This is a genomic window from Lysinibacillus sp. UBA5994, from assembly GCF_002429725.1.
Lineage (GTDB): Bacteria > Bacillota > Bacilli > Bacillales_A > Planococcaceae > Lysinibacillus > Lysinibacillus capsici.
The window spans coordinates 79,655-100,024 of sequence record NZ_DJAU01000038.1 but is presented as its reverse complement, the minus strand read 5'-3'; the positions used below and the strand labels follow the sequence as shown (position 1 = coordinate 100,024).

Sequence of the window (20,370 nt, the reverse complement as noted above, 5' to 3'; positions counted from 1 at the left end):
GCATATCCGTAGCATTCCTCTTTTACATTATAGTTTGTTAATTACTGCGTGGATTGTTTCCTTAAGCTCTGCATCGTGATCTGCAAGATCTACAAGGTTCCCTAGACGTTCACGTAATACAGGACGCTCAATTACTAGCTTTTCATCAAGTACTTGTACCAGTAGCTCGATAATAAGTCGATCACGAACATTTAACGCTTCTTCTAAACGTTCTGGTGTAATTTTCGCATCAGTTTTTGCAGATTTTGCCATTTTAAAAACCCCTTTTATATTTTATATTCATGCACATCTATTTTAGCATACCACTAAATTATTTTGAAAACTTTCTTTCATTAAAATATACCAAAACTTTACAAAATACTAAGAAAAGATTTACGACAAATTGTTATATTTATATCATAATACACTACTACTCGACCATATGATGATGTATTTACAAAACCGATTGGAGGAATTGGATGAATCAAAAAAATACGACTTATTTACAGCTCATTAAAGCTGTGCCAAAATCTCTACAGCTCTTTCTCAATGTTTGCCTTGTACTATTAGCACTGATTCTCTGCTTTTTATTATTTAAGGAGCTAATTGAATTTCTTAAAATATTACTATTCGCTAAGGAAGATGGTGATTATAAACTATTCCTTGCCAATATTCTTATTTTCTTTTTATATTTCGAATTCATCACAATGATCATTAAATATTTTAAGGAGGATTACCATTTTCCACTTCGCTATTTTATCTATATAGGTATCACAGCAATGATTCGACTAATTATTGTGGAGCATGATCATCCTCTAAATACGTTAATTTATTCATTAATTATCCTCATACTAATCATAAGCTACTTTATTATTAATATAACGCCACTTGAAAGGCCAACACGTTCTTCCATTCTCATTAAAAAAGATTAAAAGCCCTCACGCCCATTCTAAAATGCAGATATACATGTGGGCTTTTCAAACACATAGAAGAATTGCTGTAAAGCCTGTAAATACTGATTATCACTAATCTGTATTCGACTCAGCATAAATAGCTCTTGGACCGTTACTACGCCCATTACTAGTGATGAAAGCTCAGCTACATCTATCGTTACTTCAACATCATAGCTATCACTTTCTAGCATTTTAATTGTACCGTTAACAGCCTCAACAATAAGTTGCTGATTATTTTTTGCCAGTAACGAATCCATAACATTCAATTTAAAGGTCAAAGTGACACCGTTAAAATTGCGTGTTAGTAGCTCATCAAAAAAGCCCTTCACATTAATTATACGGTACATTAGACCAATTCCTGACACGGCACTTGCGTGATAGACACTTGGAATTAAATGATTTGTGCCATTTCTTACATCCTCTAAAAAGAAATGGACATTTTCTTCTTGTGTATTCCATTCGATTCGGTTTACTTGATCTGCTTGACTGTTTAAAAATGTACTAAGCTCTAGCAAAGCCTCCGGAGTTTCATAGATCCACTCCTTAATGACCAAATTATTTAGCATAAAATTACTATCGCTTTGTTTATTAAAAGAAAAGGCAATATAGCCCTGAACTGTACCTTCCTGTTCCATTGCAATCACATAGTTATCTGGATTATTAAAAATAAAAGATAGTTCCGATTGTGTTTTATGAAACATCCCATGTTTTTTTGCTACTACCCTGTTGTAGCAATCTACTAGCTGTTGTTGATCTTCAACTGTCAAATATTTAAGGTGCTTTTTGTTGAAGGCTCTACCAAGTATTGATAGATTTTCGGTCCATAGCCAAAACCCATTTTTTTATAAAAATCTGGTCTAAACGGATACAAGGCCAAAAAATGAATATTTTTTTCTAAAAAGATGTTAAAGAAATGTTGGATTAATTCTTTTGCAGCCTTCTCTTTTTTATGTAATAAATCAACTGCAACAAGTCCTACCCCACCAATTGGTAGCATTTTAGAGAACAGATTCATTTGAAAGTCATGTAGTCGCATACCACCAATGAGTTTGTCATTTTCCCAAAGTCCATAATAATGAAGAGATTCATCATTGCTCTGATTTTGCATAAAGAGCTTTTTCAGCTGTTCTTTTGTTATTTGTGTTCCATTCAATCTTCCTGGATACGCTCCTACAACGATATTCACAAAGGCTACAAAATCTTGCTCTTTTAATAATTTCTCTACAACCCTCATCATGTCCCCTCCATTTTCAAATTGTTGCATGTTGTTCACGAATTTTTCATATTAATTTTTATACCCCATAATAACATATATTACCACGACTAATTAATGAGTACTGAAAATGATTAAAGGAGGAAAATGTATGACTTTAATTGATTCATATATTCACGAAGTGACTAAAAGGCTACATAAAAATAAACGTGAGATAATCAAGGTTGAACTAAAGGCTACTATTGAGGATATGTTGCCAGAGCAATATACAGAATCTGAGGTGAAGGAAGTAATTAAGAAGCTTGGAAGCCCTTCAGAAGTTGCTGCACGCTATCAGGATACTCCCCACTTTTTAATTGGTCCAAAGAATTTTGAACAATATACAAGAACCATCAAGCTAATTATTCCTTGGGCAATTCTTATTACGATCATTGTTCAAATAATAGAGAAGATGGTTCTCTATTCTGGAGAAGAAGCACTTCTCACAACCATTATTACAGCATTTGTAGGGATGATTGTTGCAATTATTGCTGTGTTATTTCACGTTTTGTTTTGGGTTACGGTTATTTTTATCATTAAGGACCGTTCTGGGGCTGAAAAGCTTTCGATCCCTTTTCTGAGAGATACCAAGCCATGGTCACCTGATGATTTAATACAAATTAAAAAGATTCCCAAAGATAAAATCATTCCTATAAGTGATACGATTTTTAGCCTTTTAGGAATACTTATTTTTTCTTTTGTTTACTGGAATGCCTATCGTCTTTTAGGTATTTATACAACGAATGACAACGGCAGCTTGAAATTTGTTATGCCTATCTTTAATCAAAATACTTTACAATCGTTTGTTCCCATGGTCTTACTATGTATTATCCTAAGTCTAACTTTAACCTTATTAAAATGGCGTGCAGGACAGTGGACAATGCCTATCGCCATCACTAATGCACTACTTCAAAGTGTAGGAACAATTGTGTTTATTTTAATAGCGATACACCAAGATTTTATTCACAGCGCCTCTATCCCTTATATTGCGGCTATTACAGAAACAACCTCAGCTAAAGTTGCCTTCACTATTGATAAAATACTACTTGTCAGTATGATTATTGCTGTTTTAGCAAATGCATTTGATATCTACCAAGGATTTAAAAAAGCGAAAATATAACGCCCTTCTTCTTCATATACCTAGTAAACCATACATTCAAATCGCCAAAATACCTTTATTCTCTGATGTTTTGTATAATGATAAAGTTGAAAGTATTTTATATATGTGAAAAATAATCTGCACAATTCAATCAGAGTAAGGGGAAAGTACTATGACCATTCTTCTAGTAGATGACAATCAAGTCAATTTATTTGTCATTGAGAAAATACTAAAAAATGCAGGTTATGATAACTGTGTTTCTCTTTCATCTGCTTATGAGCTATTTGATTATTTACAATTAGATGCACCCAATCCGACAGGAAATTCAGTAGATTTAATTTTGTTAGATATTATGATGCCGGAAGTAGATGGTATTGAGGCCTGCAAACGCATTAAGCAAAATGAGAGATTAAAAGATATTCAAATCATTTTTGTTACAGCACTCGAGGATAAAAACAAACTGGCAGAAGCCCTAGACATTGGTGGTGTAGATTATATTACTAAACCAATTAATAAAACAGAGTTGCTTGCCAGAATGCGTGTTGCCTTACGTTTAAAGGCAGAATTAGACTGGCACACACAGCATGAAAAGAAAATACAATATGAACTAGATTTAGCAACCCATGTACAAAGGAGTCTTCTTAGCCCACCGTTAAATGAGAAGGACATCCGTATTGAAGTTTCTTATTTACCATCCTCTAATTTGGCAGGAGATATGTATTATTGGTACAAAATAGACGATCATCGTTATGCCATTATATTATTGGATATGATGGGTCACGGTATATCGGCAGCGTTGGTTTGTATGTTCATCTCCTCTGTTCTAAGAGAGGCGGTTAAGCAATTGGTGGAACCTGAGCTTGTCATCCAAGAACTGAATCGTTATATGACGCTATTACAAGATGGGAAAGAGAATAATCTTTATTATTTTACAGCGATTTATTTAATCATTGATACAGAGCAAAAAACAGTCGAGTACATAAATGCTGGCCATCCTCCTGGATATGCACTAATTGATGAAAAAACATGTATTCCATTAGATCAGGGTAGCTGTGCAGTCGGTTTCTTCGATGAAATAAAAGTGAAAAAGCAATATATTCAATATGAGCATGACATTCAAATCGTGTTATTTACAGACGGTGTATTAGAGGCAATGGGACCCTGTGAATTAGAATCAGAAAAGCATTTGCAAACGCTAACATCCTCCAAGTGGGATTATTCACAATGCCTAATCGATAACCTTTTGCCTAAGGATAAACAAGAGAATCAGCCTGATGACATGTGTGTTTTAATGATTCAAGCTAGCACTAATACTATATAAAAAAGCAGAGGCTATCCGTTAAAGATAGCCTCTTACTCATTAATACATTTTTTGATAAATTCTTTCGTTTCCAGAAATCTCCTTATACTTTGAAATAACCTCTTCAAATCGTAATGTTTCTTTATCCCCTAAGCATAAAAAACCTTTGTCACTTAGACTTTCATAAAATAATTGATGTACCTGGCTCTGAAGCTTAGGTGAAAAATAAATAAGAACATTTCTGCACAGAACAACATGAAATTCATTAAATGAATGATCTGTTACTAAATTATGTTGAGCAAAAATAATATTTTTCAATAATGTTGGATGAAAGTAAGCATATTGATAATCTGTTTGATAGTATTCTGAAAAAGCATGGGCACCTCCAGCAAGCATATAGTTTTTTGTATATGCCTGCATTTTATGAATTGGAAAGGCCCCCTTCTTAGCTTTTTCTAATACTTGCTCGTTCATATCTGTTGCATAAATTACAGATCTCTCTATTAGCCCCTCTTCTTGAAGCAAGATAGCCATAGAATATACTTCTTCACCTGTTGCACAGCCTGCATGCCAAATACGGATTTCTGGATATTCTCGTAAAACAGGGATGACCGTTTCACGAAAGGCCTTAAAAAAGCTTGGGTTGCGGAACATCTCTGTTACATTTATCGAAAAATCGTTTAATATCTGCTCTAAAAATTCTTTATCATGAATGACCTTTTCTTGTACACGTGAAATCGTTGGGATGTTATTTATCCCCATCCTATTGTAGATTCTGCGTGAAATGGATGAACGATTATATTGCCGAAAATCATAACCCGATAAACGATAAATAGCTTCTAGTAACAAATCAATTTCTAAATTTGTATGCTTATTTAATTGTATATTTTGCTCCAAAGGCTGAAATTGTTGTTCCATGTTCATTAACTCCCCTTAGAAACTAACCATACTCTTAAAACTGATATTAATTGATCTAAATTTAATGGCTTACTAATATAATCAGATGCACCTGCCTGCAATGATTTATCACGGTCATTTTTCATCGCTTTAGCAGTCAATGCAATGATTGGCAAATCGATACGTTTCATTTGCTGACGAATAATAGTCATCGCTTCATAGCCATCCATATTTGGCATCATTATATCCATCAAAACAAGATCGATATCAAGATTAGCCTGCAAGACCTCTAAACATTCTAGCCCATCTTTGGCAACTAGAATGTGCATGCCTCTTTTTTCTAATGCCGTTTTCAACGCATAAATATTACGGTTATCATCATCAACTATTAAAATATTTTTCCCTTGAAACACCTCAACCTCATGTTGAAGGGCTTCTTCCATTGCTACTGGCTGCTCTTTGATTTGTTCCTCTTCCACCGTCGTCACTGCCACTTCGTTCATGGCAAGCTTTTGGCAATGCTCCTCTTCAATTCCATTTGGTAGACTCGGAATCGTTAACGTAAAGCTACTACCTTGTCCTTCAGTACTTTGTAATGTAATCCATCCACCAAGTAATTTTGCAAATTCCTTACAAATAGAAAGACCAAGACCCGTTCCACCATATTTTCGGACCGTAGCTCCATCTGCTTGTTGGAATGATTCAAAAATTAGCTGGTGTTTGTCTTTTGGAATACCTATTCCTGTATCTGAAACAGTAATTTCTAACCAATCCGTACTTATATCCTGCATATTGTTTGTTAGTTGTTGAGGTGTAAGCTGGTTAATGTCTAATGTGACAGATCCCTGCTCAGTAAATTTAAAGGCATTCGATAATAAATTCTTTAAGATTTGCTGAAATCTCTTCTCATCCGTATAGAATACATCCACTACATGATCTGCCTTTGAAATATGGAATGCTAAGTTTTTCTTCCTCGCAACTGGTGCAAAGGTATGTTCAATTTGTACAGGTACTTCGCTCATATTCACTTCATTAAAAATAATATCAAGCTTCCCGGCCTCCACTTTAGATAAATCTAATATGTCATTGATTAGAGCTAGCAAGTCCTCTCCTGAAGAATGAATAACTTTAGCAAACTCTGCTTCCTCATCTGTTAGGTTGTGTTGGCTATTTTCTGCTAGCATTTCAGATAATATTAATATGCTGTTTAAAGGTGTTCTTAATTCATGTGACATATTCGCTAAAAATTCGGATTTGTAATTAGAGTTAAGGATAAGCTGCTCTGCACTTTCTTCTAATTCCTTCTTCGCTTTCTCTAGCTCTCTTGATTTGGACTCTGCCTCTTTCGTGCGTTCCTCAAGCTGCTCATTAATCATAGTCAGCTCTTCTGTCTGCATTTGTAATTCCTCTGATTGTGTTTGAAGCTCCTCTGATTGGACCTGTAATTCCTCTGTCATTGCTCTAGATTCATTCAATAAACGTACAATTTCCATACGCCCTAAAACACTATTAACTGTTAGTCCAAAGGTTTCAGTAACCTGTCTCACTAATTCTTGCTGTAACTTACTGAATTTAGCCATTGTTGCTATTTCAACAACCGCTATAACTTCATTTTCAAAAATGACAGGAATCAATAAAATATTTTGTGGTCTAATTTCACCTAATCCCGTTTTGATTAAACGATAGTCTCTCGGAATATTATCATAGAATAGCACTCTCTTTTCTAATGCACATTGACCGATTAACCCTTGTCCTATTTTGAAACTCTCCATACCAACACAAGCATCCGTGTCAGCAAAAGCAGCCTTTTTCACAAACTGTACTTGATTCTCTGTTACTTCTCGAACATAAAATGCGCCAAGGGATGCTTGGGTTTTCTGTGCTACTTCTGATAGGAAGGTCTCCGCTAATTTTGAAATTGCTGAAATACCTTGATAATTTGTCACGATTTCAGCTACATTGCTTTGTAGCCATTCCCTCTTTTCGACGGACTCTAAAAGCGTATTCGTTGCATTAGCAAGTTCATTCACTTCATCGTTTGTATTCACATGGATTCTTCTTGTAAAATCACCTTTTGTAGCTGCTATTTCTTGAATTGTTTGTGTTACTTCCGTTATCGTTTTTACAATTGAACGGGAAATGCCACTAGCGATAGCAATGGCTATTGTAGAAACTAAAATTAAGATCCCAAATAAAGCACTAGTTAATTTACTATTTTGCTTGTCTAACTGATTTGCCTTTGCCTGTGTATAAGCATTTTCAGTGGCACGGAATGAATCGAATAGTTTGCGCATTTTTTCCATATCCTGACGACCATTATCCACTTTAAAAAAATCATTTAATGCTTCTATATTATTATCCTTTTTATATTGAATAGTTGGTTCGCCTGACGTTGCAACCCAATGTTCAATTGTTTCCTCTATCTCTTTAAGTTTGTCCTGCTGAGCTGGTTTATCTTTCATTTGTTGATAGAGTTCATTAAAATCTATTTTCCAATTTTCAGCTGCATTATCATAGGGTTCCAGATAACTCTGCTTACCCGTAATGATGAAAGCCCGCTGACTTGATTCCATATCCAATATATATTTTTCAATTTCATTCGTTAAAGTTAGAACATTGGAATCGTACTTAATAATAAAATTTCTTTCCTTCTGCAAAGATGTAATTTGATTATTTAATATGACAACCGTCGCAAGTAGGCAAAGAATGATTACGATATAACCTAATGAAATCTTTGAGCGTATACCCAATTTTAATCTATTTAACATTTGGTTTTCCTACCTTTACCTTTCTTTTACTTTAGTATGATTACTAGTATACATGTAAAAATAACTCATTTTCTCCTATTTTAGATTCATCATAAAGAAATTTTGCTGATTTTGTATCAATAAGTCTCTGTATTTTTCATATACATTTTATATTGAACCATTTCTAATTAAGGAGAGAAAACATTTGGATATTATCGTAAGACCAGGAGATTCACTTTGGCATTTCAGTGAGGTATTTAAAATTCCTCTTCAACTCATTTTAGATTCTAATGAAAATATAAATCCCCAATTTTTAAGAGTTGGACAACGGGTTCGTATTCCTGGTTTTGTGACCAACAACTATCAAATTAAACAAGGAGACTCTTTTTGGCAGATTGCCCAGAGCCGAAACCTCCCCCTAGTCGCCCTATTGCTTGTTAATCCTGATCTCAATCCAAATCGATTACAAATCGGTCAAATGATTCGCATACCCCAACGTATCACATGGCGTTTAGTTGAAGGTAAGCAAACTTACACGTATACCCATATGATAAATGATCTCAGAAAGCTCCTTGATGCATATCCTTTTCTTCATAGCTCAAACATTGGCAGTTCCGTTTTAGGGAAGGAGCTACCTGAGCTGTCGATTGGTCATGGTGCAAAACGTGTACACTATAATGGCTCCTTCCATGCAAACGAATGGATTACTACACCTATTATTCTAACATTTTTAAATGACTATTTGCTCGCCCTCACCAATCAAAGTAGTATTCGTGGAATTTCTCCATTTTCTCTTTATCAGCAAACATTCCTTTCTATCGTTCCTATGGTAAATCCTGATGGCGTTGATTTAGTAATACAAGGCCCACCAAATGATGAAGCATTAAGAAATCAACTAATTGCATGGAATAATGATAACGCTGATTTTTCTGGCTGGAAAGCAAATATTCATGGGATTGATTTGAATGACCAATTCCCTGCCAAATGGGAGCTTGAAAGTGCCCGTAATCCAAAAACACCAGGGCCAAGAGATTATGGTGGTGAAAGACCACTATCTGAACCTGAAGCCATTGCAATGGCTGATTTGACCAAGCAACGTGATTTTTCAAGAGTATTAGCCTTTCATACACAGGGACGTGTCATATATTGGGGTTTTGAAAATCTAGAGCCCCCAGAATCAGAGGTGCTTGTAAATGAATTTAGTAGAGTAAGTGGCTATGAGCCCGTTCAATCTGCTGGAAGCTATGCTGGTTATAAAGATTGGTTTATTCAAGATTGGCGTAGACCAGGCTTCACTGTTGAATTAGGAAGTGGTACAAATCCTTTACCAATCAGCCAGTTTGATGACATTTACGAGGAGTCTTTAGGGATTTTCCTTGCTGCATTGTATATGTAAAAAGAGTACTCGAACTCCATTCGCTATGAAATAGTCCTTTTGGGCTTTTCAGTGAATGGGTTTTTTTATTGAAAATCTCATCATCATTGTAAAAAAAGGGGAATAAATTACTTTGACAGACAGAGTAATGTTTGCTACTATTACTCTGACAGATAGAGCAATAAAAAAAGTAGGTGACTTATGGTTCGCAGTGATATTATCCGAGGACATTTGGATTCGATTATTTTACGGTTAATTTCAGAAAAAGACCGTTATGGCTACGAAATTTCTCAGGAAATAAGTCTCCGTACAAACAATCGGTTTCAAATCAAGGAAGCAACTTTGTATGCAGTTTTTCAACGTCTCGAAAAAAAAGAAATTATTGAAGCCTATTATGGAGATGTCTCACATGGAGGCAAAAGAAAGTATTACCGTATTACATCATTAGGTAAGGCCTATTTAAATGAGCTAGTGAATGAATGGTCGGAAGTAAAGGAAATAATCGATTTATTTATGGAGGGCTTAGAATGAAAAGAATAAAAAACCATATTGATGAGCTTTTTAAAGACATTCCTCGAACTAACGAAACGGAAATGGTTAAACAAGAAATCATTGAAAATCTTGAAGAAAAAGTATTTTATTTGATGGACCAAGGTAAAGAACAAGAGGATGCTATTAATAAAGCCATTGTAGAATTTGGAGATATCGAAGACTTAAAGCAAGAGTTAGGTGTTAAAGAACCAGCAAAGAAAAACATGGCTAAATTAAACTTAGAATTTTCAATTTGGGGTAGTGGCTTAATCATTGCATTTTTTATTTTTATTAATCTTTATTACACACCACATACTATTTGGGCAATCTATCCGATTTTCGCCATTCTTTGGTGGCCTTTATCGATGTACTTTGTGTGGTCTCGTAAGAAATGGGGTGAATAAACATGAGGAACTTTATTAACTTTTCTATAGCGGGGAGCTTGATGACAATGATTTTTTTAGGGGTTGTTAATTATACGACATCTCCTCAAACAATGTGGTTTGTATATCCATGCTTATTGCTACTGCTTTGGCCTATTACGTTATTCTTTATGGCTAAAAAATTGTATAAACAATACTCAATTGTTTGTAGTGCCTTAATTATTACATTTCTAATAGTTGAAAATTATATTTACGCACCAGATCATTTATGGTTTGTCTATGCGATTTATCCAATTATCTGGTGGCCAATCCTCATGTACTTAGATGAAAAGGCAAAAACGTTAAAAACAGCTCTAATTGGATGTGCTTCTACCATCATCTATTACTCTATATTGAATATGATTGTATCTCCTCAATATCCTTGGGCAATTTATCCTGCTTTTTTAGTGATATGGTGGCCTCTAGCTTTATATCACGCGCAACGAAAAACCTTTGTAGCATTCTCCGTTACAGCTACGATACTAATTAGTATCTTTTTCATTACAGTAAATGTTGTTTCTTCACCAAGCGTTATATGGGCGATTTACCCTATTTTTGTGACACTTTGGTGGCCTCTGAGTATGTATTTTTATGTGTATAAAAGAAAAATGTATCATGCTAGCTTTATGAAACGCATGTAAAGTAGGTATTGTATGAAAAGGATTAAAAAGTTCATTAAATATCTTGTCTTGATTATGACCTCCTTACTATTATTAGCACTTGTATTTCCAACATGGACATCATCTATAGAGGACATGAACAGCATTAGTACGCTAGAACAGGTAGAAATTAACGGCAGTGACCATGAAATTATGATACGGGGCCATAACAAAAATAATCCTGTCATCATCTTTGTCCATGGCGGACCAGGTTGCTCTGAAATACCCTACGCTAAAAAATATCAAGATTTATTGGAAACCGAATTTACAGTGGTAAATTATGATCAAAGGGCTAGTGGGAAGTCTTATCATTTTTTTGAGGACTACTCAAATCTTTCATCTGATTTGCTTGTGGAGGATTTACTAGCACTGACTGACTATATTGCTAATCATCTAAATAAAGAAAAAATTATCTTAATTGGTCATTCCTACGGTACCTATATTGCCACACAAGCAGCTGCTAAAGCTCCTGATAAATATGAGGCCTATGTAGGGATTGGTCAAATGAGTAATACCGTTGAAAGTGAGATGGACAGTTTACACTTTACGATCAAACAGGCTCAGCTTAAGAGTAACACAGAGGATGTTGCACATTTACAGAGGTTAATGGAGGAAATTAGTAGTGGTAAAACATTTACGCCTCGTCATTTAGTGAGCAAATACGGTGGAGCTACAAGACTTATTACTAACCTTGATGGAAATATGTTAGGGATGCTTTTTAGTACTGAATATAATTTGTTAGATATTATTCGATATAGCAAAGGGATATCCCTATCCCAAGAAGTCTTAGTAAACGAAGTCTTGCAGTCCCCACTTCCTGCGAAAGTCAATTCACTGACTCTTCCCTTCTATTTTGTAATGGGGGATTATGATTATCAAACATCATCGAATAGCGCTAAAAAGTACTTCGACCAAATTATCGCGAAGAAAAAAGAATTCATAGCATATGAACAATCTGCTCACTACCCCCAGTTCGAAGAAAAAGAGAGATTTTTCGAATGGATGCGTACGACTTTTAAAAAATAAATATTTCTTAAAGTAATTCTACACTTGGTAGCATTTATTTAATTGCTATATAATTTAATTATTAAATATTTTAGTGGACGTGATTATATGCCAGAAAATCTAAACAATGTAGAAATTATTATGAAAGAAATGCTGGAAATACAGCAGAAGTCGAAAATGTTTGTAGATCTTTTATCTGAAGGAGAAGCGTTATCACAAAACCAATTAATATTACTCCTACAGCTAAAAATAAATAATGGGATGAAGGCAACAGAAATTGCTGAATTCTTTAGTGTAACACCCGGAGCTGTAACTTCCATGTGCGATAAACTGGAAAAACTCGAACTCATACAAAGAATTAGAGAAAATAATGATCGACGTGTGGTCAAAATGGCTTTAACCAATATTGGTGACATGAAGGTTCAAGAAATCTTTTTAAAGTTTTCTCAGGATAAACTCATAGACATGGCCAACATCTTACGCGAAGTAAACCAATTAATGAATAAAATTTTTTAGGATTTCAACAAATTGAAATCCTTTTTTTATTGTTTAATTTAAGCTGTGCTTTTGTTCTTGACAAATGGAAGTAGCATATAATTTAATTAATATATATTTTAATAATTAAAATATATATTAATTAAATTATAATGAGGTGACTTTATGTTTCAAAAACTCCGTACCCTTACACAAACGAATGGCACCGTTAAACATTTGGATGCTGATTATGAACAATTAAACATTCGAGGCGCTGTATCGTTACAACAAGAAGTACACTTAATAAAAGTGTCCACTCATGGTCATAGCTCCTTCTATTATCCAGTTACAGCGCAGATATTTAATAGTACTGGCTCGTGTAAGTTAAAGGATTATTGCCAAATCGGAGAACTTACAAATGCCGGGAATATTAAAATACGTAATGGTTTTATCCAAAAAATCAATAGTTCTGGAAAGCTAATGGTTGAAGAGAAATTACAGAGCGAGCAATTTGATGCCATTGGAATAGTCAAGGCTGCGGAAATAATCGCTCATCACTTTCATTTGAAGTTATCGGGAGAAAGCGGAATTGACAGGTTAAGGGCTGAAAATGTGGTAATAGAAAAGGATAGGATAACCCTTCTTCCGTTATTTAAAAAAATATTACGCTGTCACACAATTAGTGGAAAACACCTACAATTATCTAATACGAATGCAGAGTTTGTGGAAGGGGAAGTCGTCCATGTTGGGGAAAATAGTGTGATTGGGACACTTTACTATACGGATGATTATTCGATAGCTTCGAGTTCAAAGGTGCACCACATTATACGGAGGGAAAAAGAATGATCCTTCTAAAAATGCTAAAGACTTTTTTTTGCTCATTAGCTTTAGTGGTATTATCTGTACTTTATGTTGGATTACTTTTAAGCGCTGGCTTATCCATACTCGCTGGTTTTTTACGAACATTCGGAGTGGATCAAATTAAAATGGGCCTTTGGTATGGCGTAGAACTTCCTGTTATGTTCAGCATCCCCTTCGCCCTGTTAATAGCCCTACTGTTGTTCTTTTGTGCCATATATATTAAACGTTCTATTGTTTTTTGTTTGTCAACTCTTCGAATATAGAGCAATAAAAAGTAAGCATATTTCTTAGAAAGAATATGCTTACTCTCATCGACTTTTAAGTTGAATAGCAGGGAGGCTCATTTAATCAGTTGATTCACATTTTTATCAGTAGCTTAAAACATTGCTATAGTTCTCCTTCAAGAAAACGGATAAGGTATATTTCAGGTCTACCAATAAATTCTTTAAAACTACATAAATTAGCATACTCCTCATGCTCCACATCATAGCACCCTATATGGCCTTCTCCTTTTGGGTTCCAGACTATTTGCAAATCAGAGTAATTGTCGATATTTGCGGAAAGAAGGAGGAGCTCTCTATGACCTAGTTTCATCTCAATTGTATCAGTTAGTTTGAAAAAATCGATAAAGTGAATTTCATAATCATTTGGTGCAAGCTCAAGATGTAGTCGATCTCCTGTCAGAAAATTAATCAATTCATCTGGTAACTTGTATTTTTTCAATGTCTCTTTTTTGTTTTCAATAGTATGTAGTTCTATTGGTTCTAAAGCCTTTAAGTAATTTGCTAGTTCCATATTTTTCATACGTACAGCAATTGTATAAGCTCTCTCACCATCTTTCTCCGCTAAAGTGACGTTTGCACCTCGTTCAATCAAATAGTTCACCATAGCTATATTTCCCATTCTTGTTGCAACTGTTAATGGTGTTGCTTCATAGGGATAGACCATATCAGGCTTTTGATAATTAATATCTACTCCTTGATCAAGTAAATAAGTGACTGTTTTTTTATCAAAATTCGACACAGCCTGACGCAATACAGGACCTCCATGCTGCTTTATATCAAGCCCAAGTTCATGAATAAGAGGGATATTTCTTTTATTGCCATAGTAGGCCTGAGAATAGGCTCCAGATCCCACTTGGTTATAGCCATCTAATTTTGCTCCTTGTTCAACAAGGTAACGTACTATATTTTCTTTACAATATCGAACAGCTCTTAAAAAAGAAGGATTTTTTTCCACATTTAAATTAACCCCATATCCAACTAATAATTTTACTACATCCAATCTTTGTGCAATCAACGCTAAATCCAATGGGCTTAATGATGTATGCTGACTTAAACATATCTCTTCTTCAATATTCCAGCCTTTATCCCTCGCAACTCGCAAAGCTGTAATATCGCCAGTATAGATATACATTGCAAGCTCTGGTAGTTCTGAAAATGTTCCAATATCTTGTAGTTTAATCATCTATAGATTGGCTCCCTTCTTATTGTATATACAAAGTATAGAAAACTACCATCTATATCACAATGGGACATAGAGCTATAGTGTCATAAAATACAGGGCAAGATTTATAGCAAATTTGATGGTTCTTTTATTAAAAAGAAGGCAATTGGATTTAAAATTTCCCAGGAAAGAATTTATTCAAATTAAAAAGAGCTCTCAATCAGAATAGATTGAGAGCTCTTTCTTAAACGCTTACCATGACTTATTTTAAGCCAAGTGCTTTATCTGTTGTTGCATTTATTTCTTTTAGAAGCTCAGGGTTTTCTGCTAATGATAGACCATAAGATGGAATCATTTCTTTAATTTTTGGTTCCCACTCCTTGATATGTTGAGGGAAACATTTATTAAGAACTTCAAGCATAACATGTACAGCCGTAGATGCACCTGGTGAAGCTCCTAGTAAAGCTGCAATCGAGCCATCAGAAGCACTTACAACTTCTGTACCGAATTGAAGTGTTCCTTTACCGCCAGCTTCTGTATCTTTAATAACTTGTACACGTTGTCCAGCTACGATAATATCCCAATCATCACTTTTTGCATTTGGAATGAACTCACGTAACTCTTCCATACGTTGTTCTTTTGAAAGCATAAGCTGTTGGATTAAATACTTTGTTAAGCCCATCTCTTTCACGCCCGCAGCTAATAAAGTTGTGATATTATGCGGTTTTACAGAAGCAAATAAATCCATATTTGAACCTGTTTTTAAGAACTTAGGAGAGAAACCTGCGAATGGTCCAAATAGTAATGATTTCTTGTTATCAATATAACGTGTGTCAAGATGCGGAACCGACATTGGTGGAGCACCAACTTTTGCTTTTCCGTATACTTTTGCATGATGTTGTTCAGCTATTTCTGGATTATTACATGCTAAGAATAGACCGCTAATTGGGAATCCACCAATATGTTTCCCTTCAGGAATACCTGATTTTTGTAGTAATTCTAAGCTTCCTCCACCAGCTCCAAGGAAGACAAATTTTGCTGAATGATATTCCATTTTACAGCCATCTAAATCGTGCACACGTACTTCCCATGTACCATCACTAGCTTGTTTTAAACTTTCAACACTATGATTATAGTTAACATCTACATCTTTTGCTTTTAAGTGATCAATTAACATACGTGTTAAAGCACCAAAGTTAACATCTGTACCAGTGTCAATTTTCGTTGCAGCAATGTCTTCACCAGCAGGACGATTTTCCATAATAAGTGGAATCCATTTTTTTAGTGTTTCAGGGTCATTAGAAAATTCCATTCCTTCAAATAAAGGATTTTTTGTCATCGTTTCATGACGTTTCTTTAGAAACTCAACATTTTCTTTCCCTTGTACTAAACTCATATGTGGTAAAGGCATAATGAAGTCTTGTGGATTATTGATCAGCTTATTGTTTACAAGATACGACCAAAACTGTCTTGAAACATGGAACTGTTCATTAACATTAATCGCTTTTTTGATATCGATTGATCCGTCTTTTTTCTCTGATGTGTAGTTCAGCTCACATAATGCAGCATGTCCAGTTCCCGCATTGTTTAATTCGTGAGAACTTTCCTCGCCTGCTTTTTCAAGCTTTTCAAACACTGTAATTTTCCAATCTGGTGCTAATTCTTTGAGTAATGTTCCCAAAGTTGCACTCATGATTCCGGCACCAATTAAGATAACATCTGATTTAATTTGTCTGTTACTCATTTTTACCTTCCTTATATGTTAAGATTTGCAGAAAGGATGTAAGCACTCCCACTTTAGAAGTACTGTAGCCATGGAGCAACCTCGGAGCACACCATTTCTGTATCAATTATTACCTTATTGCAGTTTATCACAATTAGTTCAAGAATAAAATATCAACTATTTATATGAGAGTTATCAGCTTTTTTCGAGCCTTTCCAATCATAATTCAAGCAAAAAAATCACTTTTTGTTCTAGGTAAAAATTGAATTATTTAAGCTTATTGGAATAATCGGCCTAAAAATGGTTGACATTTTCATAAAAAATAGGTTCTTTTTATTATTATATCTGTATAATAACATATAAATATGAAGCTCGTCTTGTATCTGAACTAACTTTCAATTTCCCACAGATTAACTTTCGATTGGGCTTTTTATATGCCAGCCATCTATATGAAAACCACCCATTTGTATGAACACATACTCTACTACTGCTTCATATGACGCCATCATCTTTTCAGCATTGTCCTCTGGAAATGCTACTTACTATATTTTTGCAGGTTGGATCTTCAAGATAGGCATAGATTTGATAAAAGGGTATCATTTCTAGATTTAAATACTGACAGTACACCAAAAATAAATTTTGCTAATGAGTTATGGTAGGTAAAGGAAAAGTCCATTTTATCTTGCTCATAACAATCCTTTAAATTAACAAGTACATCCCATAATTCATATTTTTTTATTTCTAAGACCGTTTTATTCATTGTTTTTTATTTTTCTTTGAGCCATTCTTCTGCTTCAAATTTCAATTCTTTTATTATTCCAGTATAATCAAATAAAATTCTACCTGTTTTAAATTGAACCATGGACATGGTTCTTCTTTTTTTAAAATCATCTTGGAAATACCCACGAATTTGACTTGGTGGATTCGCAAAGTATTCAATTAAAAAACCATCAATAACACGATTCCCTCTTTCCCTCCATCCCACATTATCCGCCAAAATAATATGGACATCGATATCAGAGCGCTCCTACAACCTCTTTATCTTGCCATTCTTTCAGGAACGTTTCTAAGGCTATTTTCCATTTTGCCATTGATATCATTCACTCCCTTTTTAATTGATTTATTTCTACAATACTATTGAAAAAACAGAAAACCTTTAAATACATTTTCTGTTTTTATCTGCTTCTTATTTAATTTCTTTAACAGTTAATTTCTTTTGGCTAACTTCATAAGTGACTACCACGTCTTTAATAATCGCCGTATCATCATAGGAGAGACTAGCTTCAAATTCTATGGTAGCATCTCCCTTCCATCTAAGATGATCCACATAGCTATAGTTTTCATGATCTGTTCGAATCCAAGTATCTAACCCTTGCTCAGCACCATATTTAACCCTTGAAGATTCTACTAACTCTGGGCTTACCATTCGCTCTTCCACATTGATGACTTCAACAAATTCACTTTTATTAGAGTTCGTGACAATAGCAATTAATTTCTGATCAGGTGAAGGAATTATCTCTTTAATATACATTGATGGACTGGAGAAGCTAGAATATGCCTCTAGCACACCATCTTTTATACGCCAAAGAACATTTTGGCTTCCGTAATCTGAATAATTATTGAATAAAGTAAAGAAGACGCTCCCATCTGCTAATTTATATACCTGCTGACTTTTAAAGCTTCCCGATAAAATATCGACAGCAAAAATAGCCGAATTTGCAATTTTTTTGTTATCACTTTGTATAAATGGCTGAATAGCCTTTAACGCCTTATTTCTCAACTTTTCATCATTATAGCTCTCTACTAGTCTATTTATTGCAATATAGATATACTCCTCTTTGTCACTATCTAGAGCTTTTAGAAATTTATCTGCATCATATTTTGTAGCTGGCATTAGTTCCATATCCTCTGCTGATAAATAACGAATATAAAGCTCATTATTTTGATGTTTATAGTAAGCTGCTGCTATTGTGGCAGTAGAAACTGAGCTTACGATCATCATACTTATTACCACAGCGAGCCATTTTTTAGAAAAACTTTTCTTCTTTACTTCATAGTTGGCGGCTTCAATTAACTCTTCCTCTATAAATCCAATTTCACGATATAACTCCTCTTTTTTCATATATATAATCCCTCGCTTTCCAAATAAAATCTTAGTTTATTACGTGTCCTAAATAAGTTGGACTTAACTTTACTACTACTCATGTGAAAGTGTAAGGAAATATCTTTTATAGAATAGGAGTACCAATATCGTTGAATAAATATATTTCTAGATTGTTCATCTAAGGTATATAAAAATTGGCTAATGTATTGAGCAAGTTCACCCGCTTCATAGGATGTTTCTACCGTATGAGAAGAAGCTAGACATTCTTCCAGCTCTGTGAGAATGACCTCAAACTCATTGTTTCTCTTTTTGGCTGTATTATAGCTATGCTTATCAAGTGCAATATTACGTATGATTCTCCCTAAAAAAATAGATAGTTTTCTTGGTATCTGTGGAGGGATTGTGTTCCATGCAGCTAGGTAGGCATCATTCTCACATTCTTCAACATCCCTCAAATTTGCCAAGATTCTTCTTGCTATTACTCTACAATATGCTCCATATTTTTTCCTTGTTTCCAAAATAGCCTGCTGTGAGCGTTGTATGTATAAAGCAACTATTTTTTCATCGTCCATTTGCATTTTCTCCTTTTATGTACTCTTACTTATAAAGTAGATAATCCAAACAATTGGTTGCATGTTGTGGCAAAAATTCTGGTAATGAAAAAACCGCACTCTTTTAGGTACGGTTCTCCACATTTCAAAATAAATTAGATAAAAATGTTTGTATTGATGTAGGTAATAGCTGAAAGAATAATCCCTCATATTTAATATCCAGTATACCAGCGACAACAATAACAACGAAAATTAACAATAGAAAGATTTTCTTATTTTTAGAAATCCAATTCAATAGATGCCACTCCTCTGTCCTAATAGTAAGCATGTTTAGTATAAGTTGATTGCTATCAAATAGCATCCTATTCATTGTCTGTCACCTAATTTTACAATGCTACATAAATTAAAATGATACGCTAAAAATGAGAAATATGTAAGAAGGGAATGGGTATGGTCAATTTTAAATCTTTTCGGGGTGTTATCACTCAAATCAGTGATTTTTCTGTTGGGCAAAACGGAGATAAGAACGGTTGTTATAAAATAATGACCTTAGAAGATGGTGCTGGTGGGGTCGTCAATTTTATTATTTCTCCCTCCACCTATTTTGTTAATCGTGAAATTGTCACAACTGGTGAATGGGTAACAGGATATTATGATGGAGATGCACCTGTACCGATGATTTACCCGCCACAATACCGTGCTACAATTATTGTAAAAGAAAGCAATTATCATAATGTAAAGGTAGATTTCTTTAATCAACAATTACTGAGTAGTGATGGACAATTACAATTAAACCTTTCTCCTACTACGATTATTTCACTTAAAAATGGGCAGCCTTTTACCAATAGTCCTGCCAATCGAAACCTCATTGTTGTTTATGGTCCTACCACTAGGAGTATTCCTGCTCAAACCACTCCCTATGAAATCATTGTTTGGTGTTAATTTAATCACATTTAAACAACGGCTTAAACCTCACTGCGTGAATTTAAGCC

22 protein-coding genes are annotated in these 20,370 nt (G+C 34.4%); 11 read left to right on the top strand and 11 right to left on the bottom strand.

Annotation, left to right across the window (positions count from 1 at the left end):
• Window positions 1–27: 27 nt before the first annotated feature.
• Window positions 28–252 (bottom strand): hypothetical protein, encoded by a 225-nt coding sequence (locus B3D98_RS12995; protein ID WP_016992248.1) that lies wholly within the window; start codon window positions 250–252, stop codon window positions 28–30.
• A gap of 206 nt (window positions 253–458) precedes the next feature.
• On the opposite strand from B3D98_RS12995, the gene psiE reads away from it, so the two are divergent.
• Entirely contained in the window at window positions 459–911 is a 453-nt protein-coding gene (psiE, locus tag B3D98_RS12990; protein ID WP_004233484.1) for a phosphate-starvation-inducible protein PsiE, read from the top strand.
• A gap of 17 nt (window positions 912–928) precedes the next feature.
• Here psiE and B3D98_RS12985 read toward each other — a convergent pair whose 3' ends face one another.
• Together B3D98_RS12985 and B3D98_RS12980 are read right to left on the bottom strand one after the other, a co-directional pair.
• Complete coding sequence (locus tag B3D98_RS12985; RefSeq protein ID WP_233732246.1) at window positions 929–1,699, bottom strand: GNAT family N-acetyltransferase; 771 nt, start codon at window positions 1,697–1,699, stop codon at window positions 929–931.
• Window positions 1,696–2,166 carry a GNAT family N-acetyltransferase gene (locus B3D98_RS12980; RefSeq protein WP_288583415.1) on the bottom strand — a complete coding sequence of 157 codons (471 nt, stop codon included), beginning with the start codon at window positions 2,164–2,166 and terminating at the stop codon, window positions 1,696–1,698. Before B3D98_RS12980 ends, B3D98_RS12985 begins: the two co-directional genes overlap by 4 nt.
• Window positions 2,167–2,296: 130 nt before the next feature.
• Between B3D98_RS12980 and B3D98_RS12975 the strand changes: the two genes are divergently transcribed.
• Entirely contained in the window at window positions 2,297–3,304 is a 1,008-nt protein-coding gene (locus tag B3D98_RS12975; protein ID WP_054548508.1) for an HAAS signaling domain-containing protein, read from the top strand.
• 151 nt (window positions 3,305–3,455) lie between these two features.
• The gene (locus B3D98_RS12970) at window positions 3,456–4,604 is read left to right on the top strand and encodes a fused response regulator/phosphatase (RefSeq protein ID WP_288583413.1); all 1,149 of its coding nucleotides are present in this window, start codon (window positions 3,456–3,458) and stop codon (window positions 4,602–4,604) included.
• A 39-nt stretch (window positions 4,605–4,643) separates the two neighbouring features.
• On the opposite strand, the gene B3D98_RS12965 is transcribed toward B3D98_RS12970, so the two are convergent.
• Complete coding sequence (locus tag B3D98_RS12965) at window positions 4,644–5,501, bottom strand: CheR family methyltransferase (protein ID WP_026023366.1); 858 nt, start codon at window positions 5,499–5,501, stop codon at window positions 4,644–4,646.
• A 5-nt stretch (window positions 5,502–5,506) separates the two neighbouring features.
• On the bottom strand, window positions 5,507–8,248 hold the full coding sequence (locus B3D98_RS12960) for an ATP-binding protein (RefSeq protein WP_288583411.1): 2,742 nt from the start codon (window positions 8,246–8,248) through the stop codon (window positions 5,507–5,509).
• Window positions 8,249–8,432: 184 nt separating this feature from the next.
• Between B3D98_RS12960 and B3D98_RS12955 the strand changes: the two genes are divergently transcribed.
• The 7 genes from B3D98_RS12955 to B3D98_RS12925 all read left to right on the top strand — a co-directional run bounded on the left by B3D98_RS12955 (window position 8,433) and on the right by B3D98_RS12925 (window position 13,539).
• Window positions 8,433–9,623 (top strand): M14 family metallopeptidase, encoded by a 1,191-nt coding sequence (locus B3D98_RS12955; RefSeq protein WP_112116916.1) that lies wholly within the window; start codon window positions 8,433–8,435, stop codon window positions 9,621–9,623.
• Between the two features lie 180 nt (window positions 9,624–9,803).
• Window positions 9,804–10,133 carry a PadR family transcriptional regulator gene (locus tag B3D98_RS12950; RefSeq protein WP_048395460.1) on the top strand — a complete coding sequence of 110 codons (330 nt, stop codon included), beginning with the start codon at window positions 9,804–9,806 and terminating at the stop codon, window positions 10,131–10,133.
• Window positions 10,130–10,537 (top strand): permease prefix domain 1-containing protein, encoded by a 408-nt coding sequence (locus B3D98_RS12945; RefSeq protein ID WP_048395459.1) that lies wholly within the window; start codon window positions 10,130–10,132, stop codon window positions 10,535–10,537. Before B3D98_RS12950 ends, B3D98_RS12945 begins: the two co-directional genes overlap by 4 nt.
• A gap of 2 nt (window positions 10,538–10,539) precedes the next feature.
• Complete coding sequence (locus B3D98_RS12940) at window positions 10,540–11,196, top strand: hypothetical protein (RefSeq protein ID WP_048395458.1); 657 nt, start codon at window positions 10,540–10,542, stop codon at window positions 11,194–11,196.
• A gap of 12 nt (window positions 11,197–11,208) precedes the next feature.
• A complete protein-coding gene (locus B3D98_RS12935) occupies window positions 11,209–12,240 on the top strand; it encodes an alpha/beta hydrolase (protein ID WP_288583404.1) in 1,032 nt (343 codons plus the stop codon).
• Between the two features lie 87 nt (window positions 12,241–12,327).
• Complete coding sequence (locus B3D98_RS12930) at window positions 12,328–12,735, top strand: MarR family transcriptional regulator (protein WP_054548503.1); 408 nt, start codon at window positions 12,328–12,330, stop codon at window positions 12,733–12,735.
• A 144-nt stretch (window positions 12,736–12,879) separates the two neighbouring features.
• Window positions 12,880–13,539 carry a hypothetical protein gene (locus B3D98_RS12925; protein WP_048395305.1) on the top strand — a complete coding sequence of 220 codons (660 nt, stop codon included), beginning with the start codon at window positions 12,880–12,882 and terminating at the stop codon, window positions 13,537–13,539.
• Window positions 13,540–13,941: 402 nt separating this feature from the next.
• Here B3D98_RS12925 and B3D98_RS12920 read toward each other — a convergent pair whose 3' ends face one another.
• From B3D98_RS12920 to B3D98_RS12895, 6 genes are all read right to left on the bottom strand, one after another.
• On the bottom strand, window positions 13,942–15,021 hold the full coding sequence (locus tag B3D98_RS12920; protein ID WP_048395301.1) for an ankyrin repeat domain-containing protein: 1,080 nt from the start codon (window positions 15,019–15,021) through the stop codon (window positions 13,942–13,944).
• 241 nt (window positions 15,022–15,262) lie between these two features.
• Complete coding sequence (locus tag B3D98_RS12915) at window positions 15,263–16,744, bottom strand: malate:quinone oxidoreductase (RefSeq protein ID WP_004233452.1); 1,482 nt, start codon at window positions 16,742–16,744, stop codon at window positions 15,263–15,265.
• Window positions 16,745–17,489: 745 nt separating this feature from the next.
• Window positions 17,490–17,720: a hypothetical protein gene (locus B3D98_RS12910; protein ID WP_288583399.1), complete on the bottom strand. Its 231-nt coding sequence runs from the start codon at window positions 17,718–17,720 to the stop codon at window positions 17,490–17,492.
• A gap of 189 nt (window positions 17,721–17,909) precedes the next feature.
• Window positions 17,910–18,845 (bottom strand): hypothetical protein, encoded by a 936-nt coding sequence (locus B3D98_RS12905; protein WP_257962072.1) that lies wholly within the window; start codon window positions 18,843–18,845, stop codon window positions 17,910–17,912.
• Window positions 18,842–19,399 carry an RNA polymerase sigma factor gene (locus tag B3D98_RS12900; RefSeq protein WP_274771034.1) on the bottom strand — a complete coding sequence of 186 codons (558 nt, stop codon included), beginning with the start codon at window positions 19,397–19,399 and terminating at the stop codon, window positions 18,842–18,844. Before B3D98_RS12900 ends, B3D98_RS12905 begins: the two co-directional genes overlap by 4 nt.
• Window positions 19,400–19,523: 124 nt before the next feature.
• Window positions 19,524–19,673, bottom strand: a complete 150-nt coding sequence (locus tag B3D98_RS12895) for a hypothetical protein (RefSeq protein WP_231595739.1) — start codon at window positions 19,671–19,673, stop codon at window positions 19,524–19,526.
• Between the two features lie 155 nt (window positions 19,674–19,828).
• Here B3D98_RS12895 and B3D98_RS12890 point away from each other — a divergent pair, with 155 nt between their 5' ends.
• Window positions 19,829–20,320, top strand: coding sequence for a hypothetical protein (locus B3D98_RS12890; RefSeq protein ID WP_288583394.1), 492 nt, complete (start codon window positions 19,829–19,831; stop codon window positions 20,318–20,320).
• Window positions 20,321–20,370: the final 50 nt, after the last annotated feature.

Bases quoted from the DNA above. Each gene is read 5' to 3' on its own strand.
- B3D98_RS12980 (WP_288583415.1), bottom strand. From the start codon at position 2,166: ATGAGGGTTGTAGAGAAATTATTAAAAGAGCAAGATTTTGTAGCCTTT.
- psiE (WP_004233484.1), top strand. From the start codon at position 459: ATGAATCAAAAAAATACGACTTATTTACAGCTCATTAAAGCTGTGCCA.
- B3D98_RS12915 (WP_004233452.1), bottom strand. From the start codon at position 16,744: ATGAGTAACAGACAAATTAAATCAGATGTTATCTTAATTGGTGCCGGA.
- B3D98_RS12905 (WP_257962072.1), bottom strand. From the start codon at position 18,845: ATGAAAAAAGAGGAGTTATATCGTGAAATTGGATTTATAGAGGAAGAG.
- B3D98_RS12930 (WP_054548503.1), top strand. From the start codon at position 12,328: ATGCCAGAAAATCTAAACAATGTAGAAATTATTATGAAAGAAATGCTG.
- B3D98_RS12890 (WP_288583394.1), top strand. From the start codon at position 19,829: ATGGTCAATTTTAAATCTTTTCGGGGTGTTATCACTCAAATCAGTGAT.
- B3D98_RS12940 (WP_048395458.1), top strand. From the start codon at position 10,540: ATGAGGAACTTTATTAACTTTTCTATAGCGGGGAGCTTGATGACAATG.
- B3D98_RS12995 (WP_016992248.1), bottom strand. From the start codon at position 252: ATGGCAAAATCTGCAAAAACTGATGCGAAAATTACACCAGAACGTTTA.
- B3D98_RS12950 (WP_048395460.1), top strand. From the start codon at position 9,804: ATGGTTCGCAGTGATATTATCCGAGGACATTTGGATTCGATTATTTTA.
- B3D98_RS12970 (WP_288583413.1), top strand. From the start codon at position 3,456: ATGACCATTCTTCTAGTAGATGACAATCAAGTCAATTTATTTGTCATT.
- B3D98_RS12900 (WP_274771034.1), bottom strand. From the start codon at position 19,399: ATGGACGATGAAAAAATAGTTGCTTTATACATACAACGCTCACAGCAG.
- B3D98_RS12935 (WP_288583404.1), top strand. From the start codon at position 11,209: ATGAAAAGGATTAAAAAGTTCATTAAATATCTTGTCTTGATTATGACC.
- B3D98_RS12945 (WP_048395459.1), top strand. From the start codon at position 10,130: ATGAAAAGAATAAAAAACCATATTGATGAGCTTTTTAAAGACATTCCT.
- B3D98_RS12975 (WP_054548508.1), top strand. From the start codon at position 2,297: ATGACTTTAATTGATTCATATATTCACGAAGTGACTAAAAGGCTACAT.
- B3D98_RS12960 (WP_288583411.1), bottom strand. From the start codon at position 8,248: ATGTTAAATAGATTAAAATTGGGTATACGCTCAAAGATTTCATTAGGT.
- B3D98_RS12965 (WP_026023366.1), bottom strand. From the start codon at position 5,501: ATGGAACAACAATTTCAGCCTTTGGAGCAAAATATACAATTAAATAAG.
- B3D98_RS12925 (WP_048395305.1), top strand. From the start codon at position 12,880: ATGTTTCAAAAACTCCGTACCCTTACACAAACGAATGGCACCGTTAAA.
- B3D98_RS12920 (WP_048395301.1), bottom strand. From the start codon at position 15,021: ATGATTAAACTACAAGATATTGGAACATTTTCAGAACTACCAGAGCTT.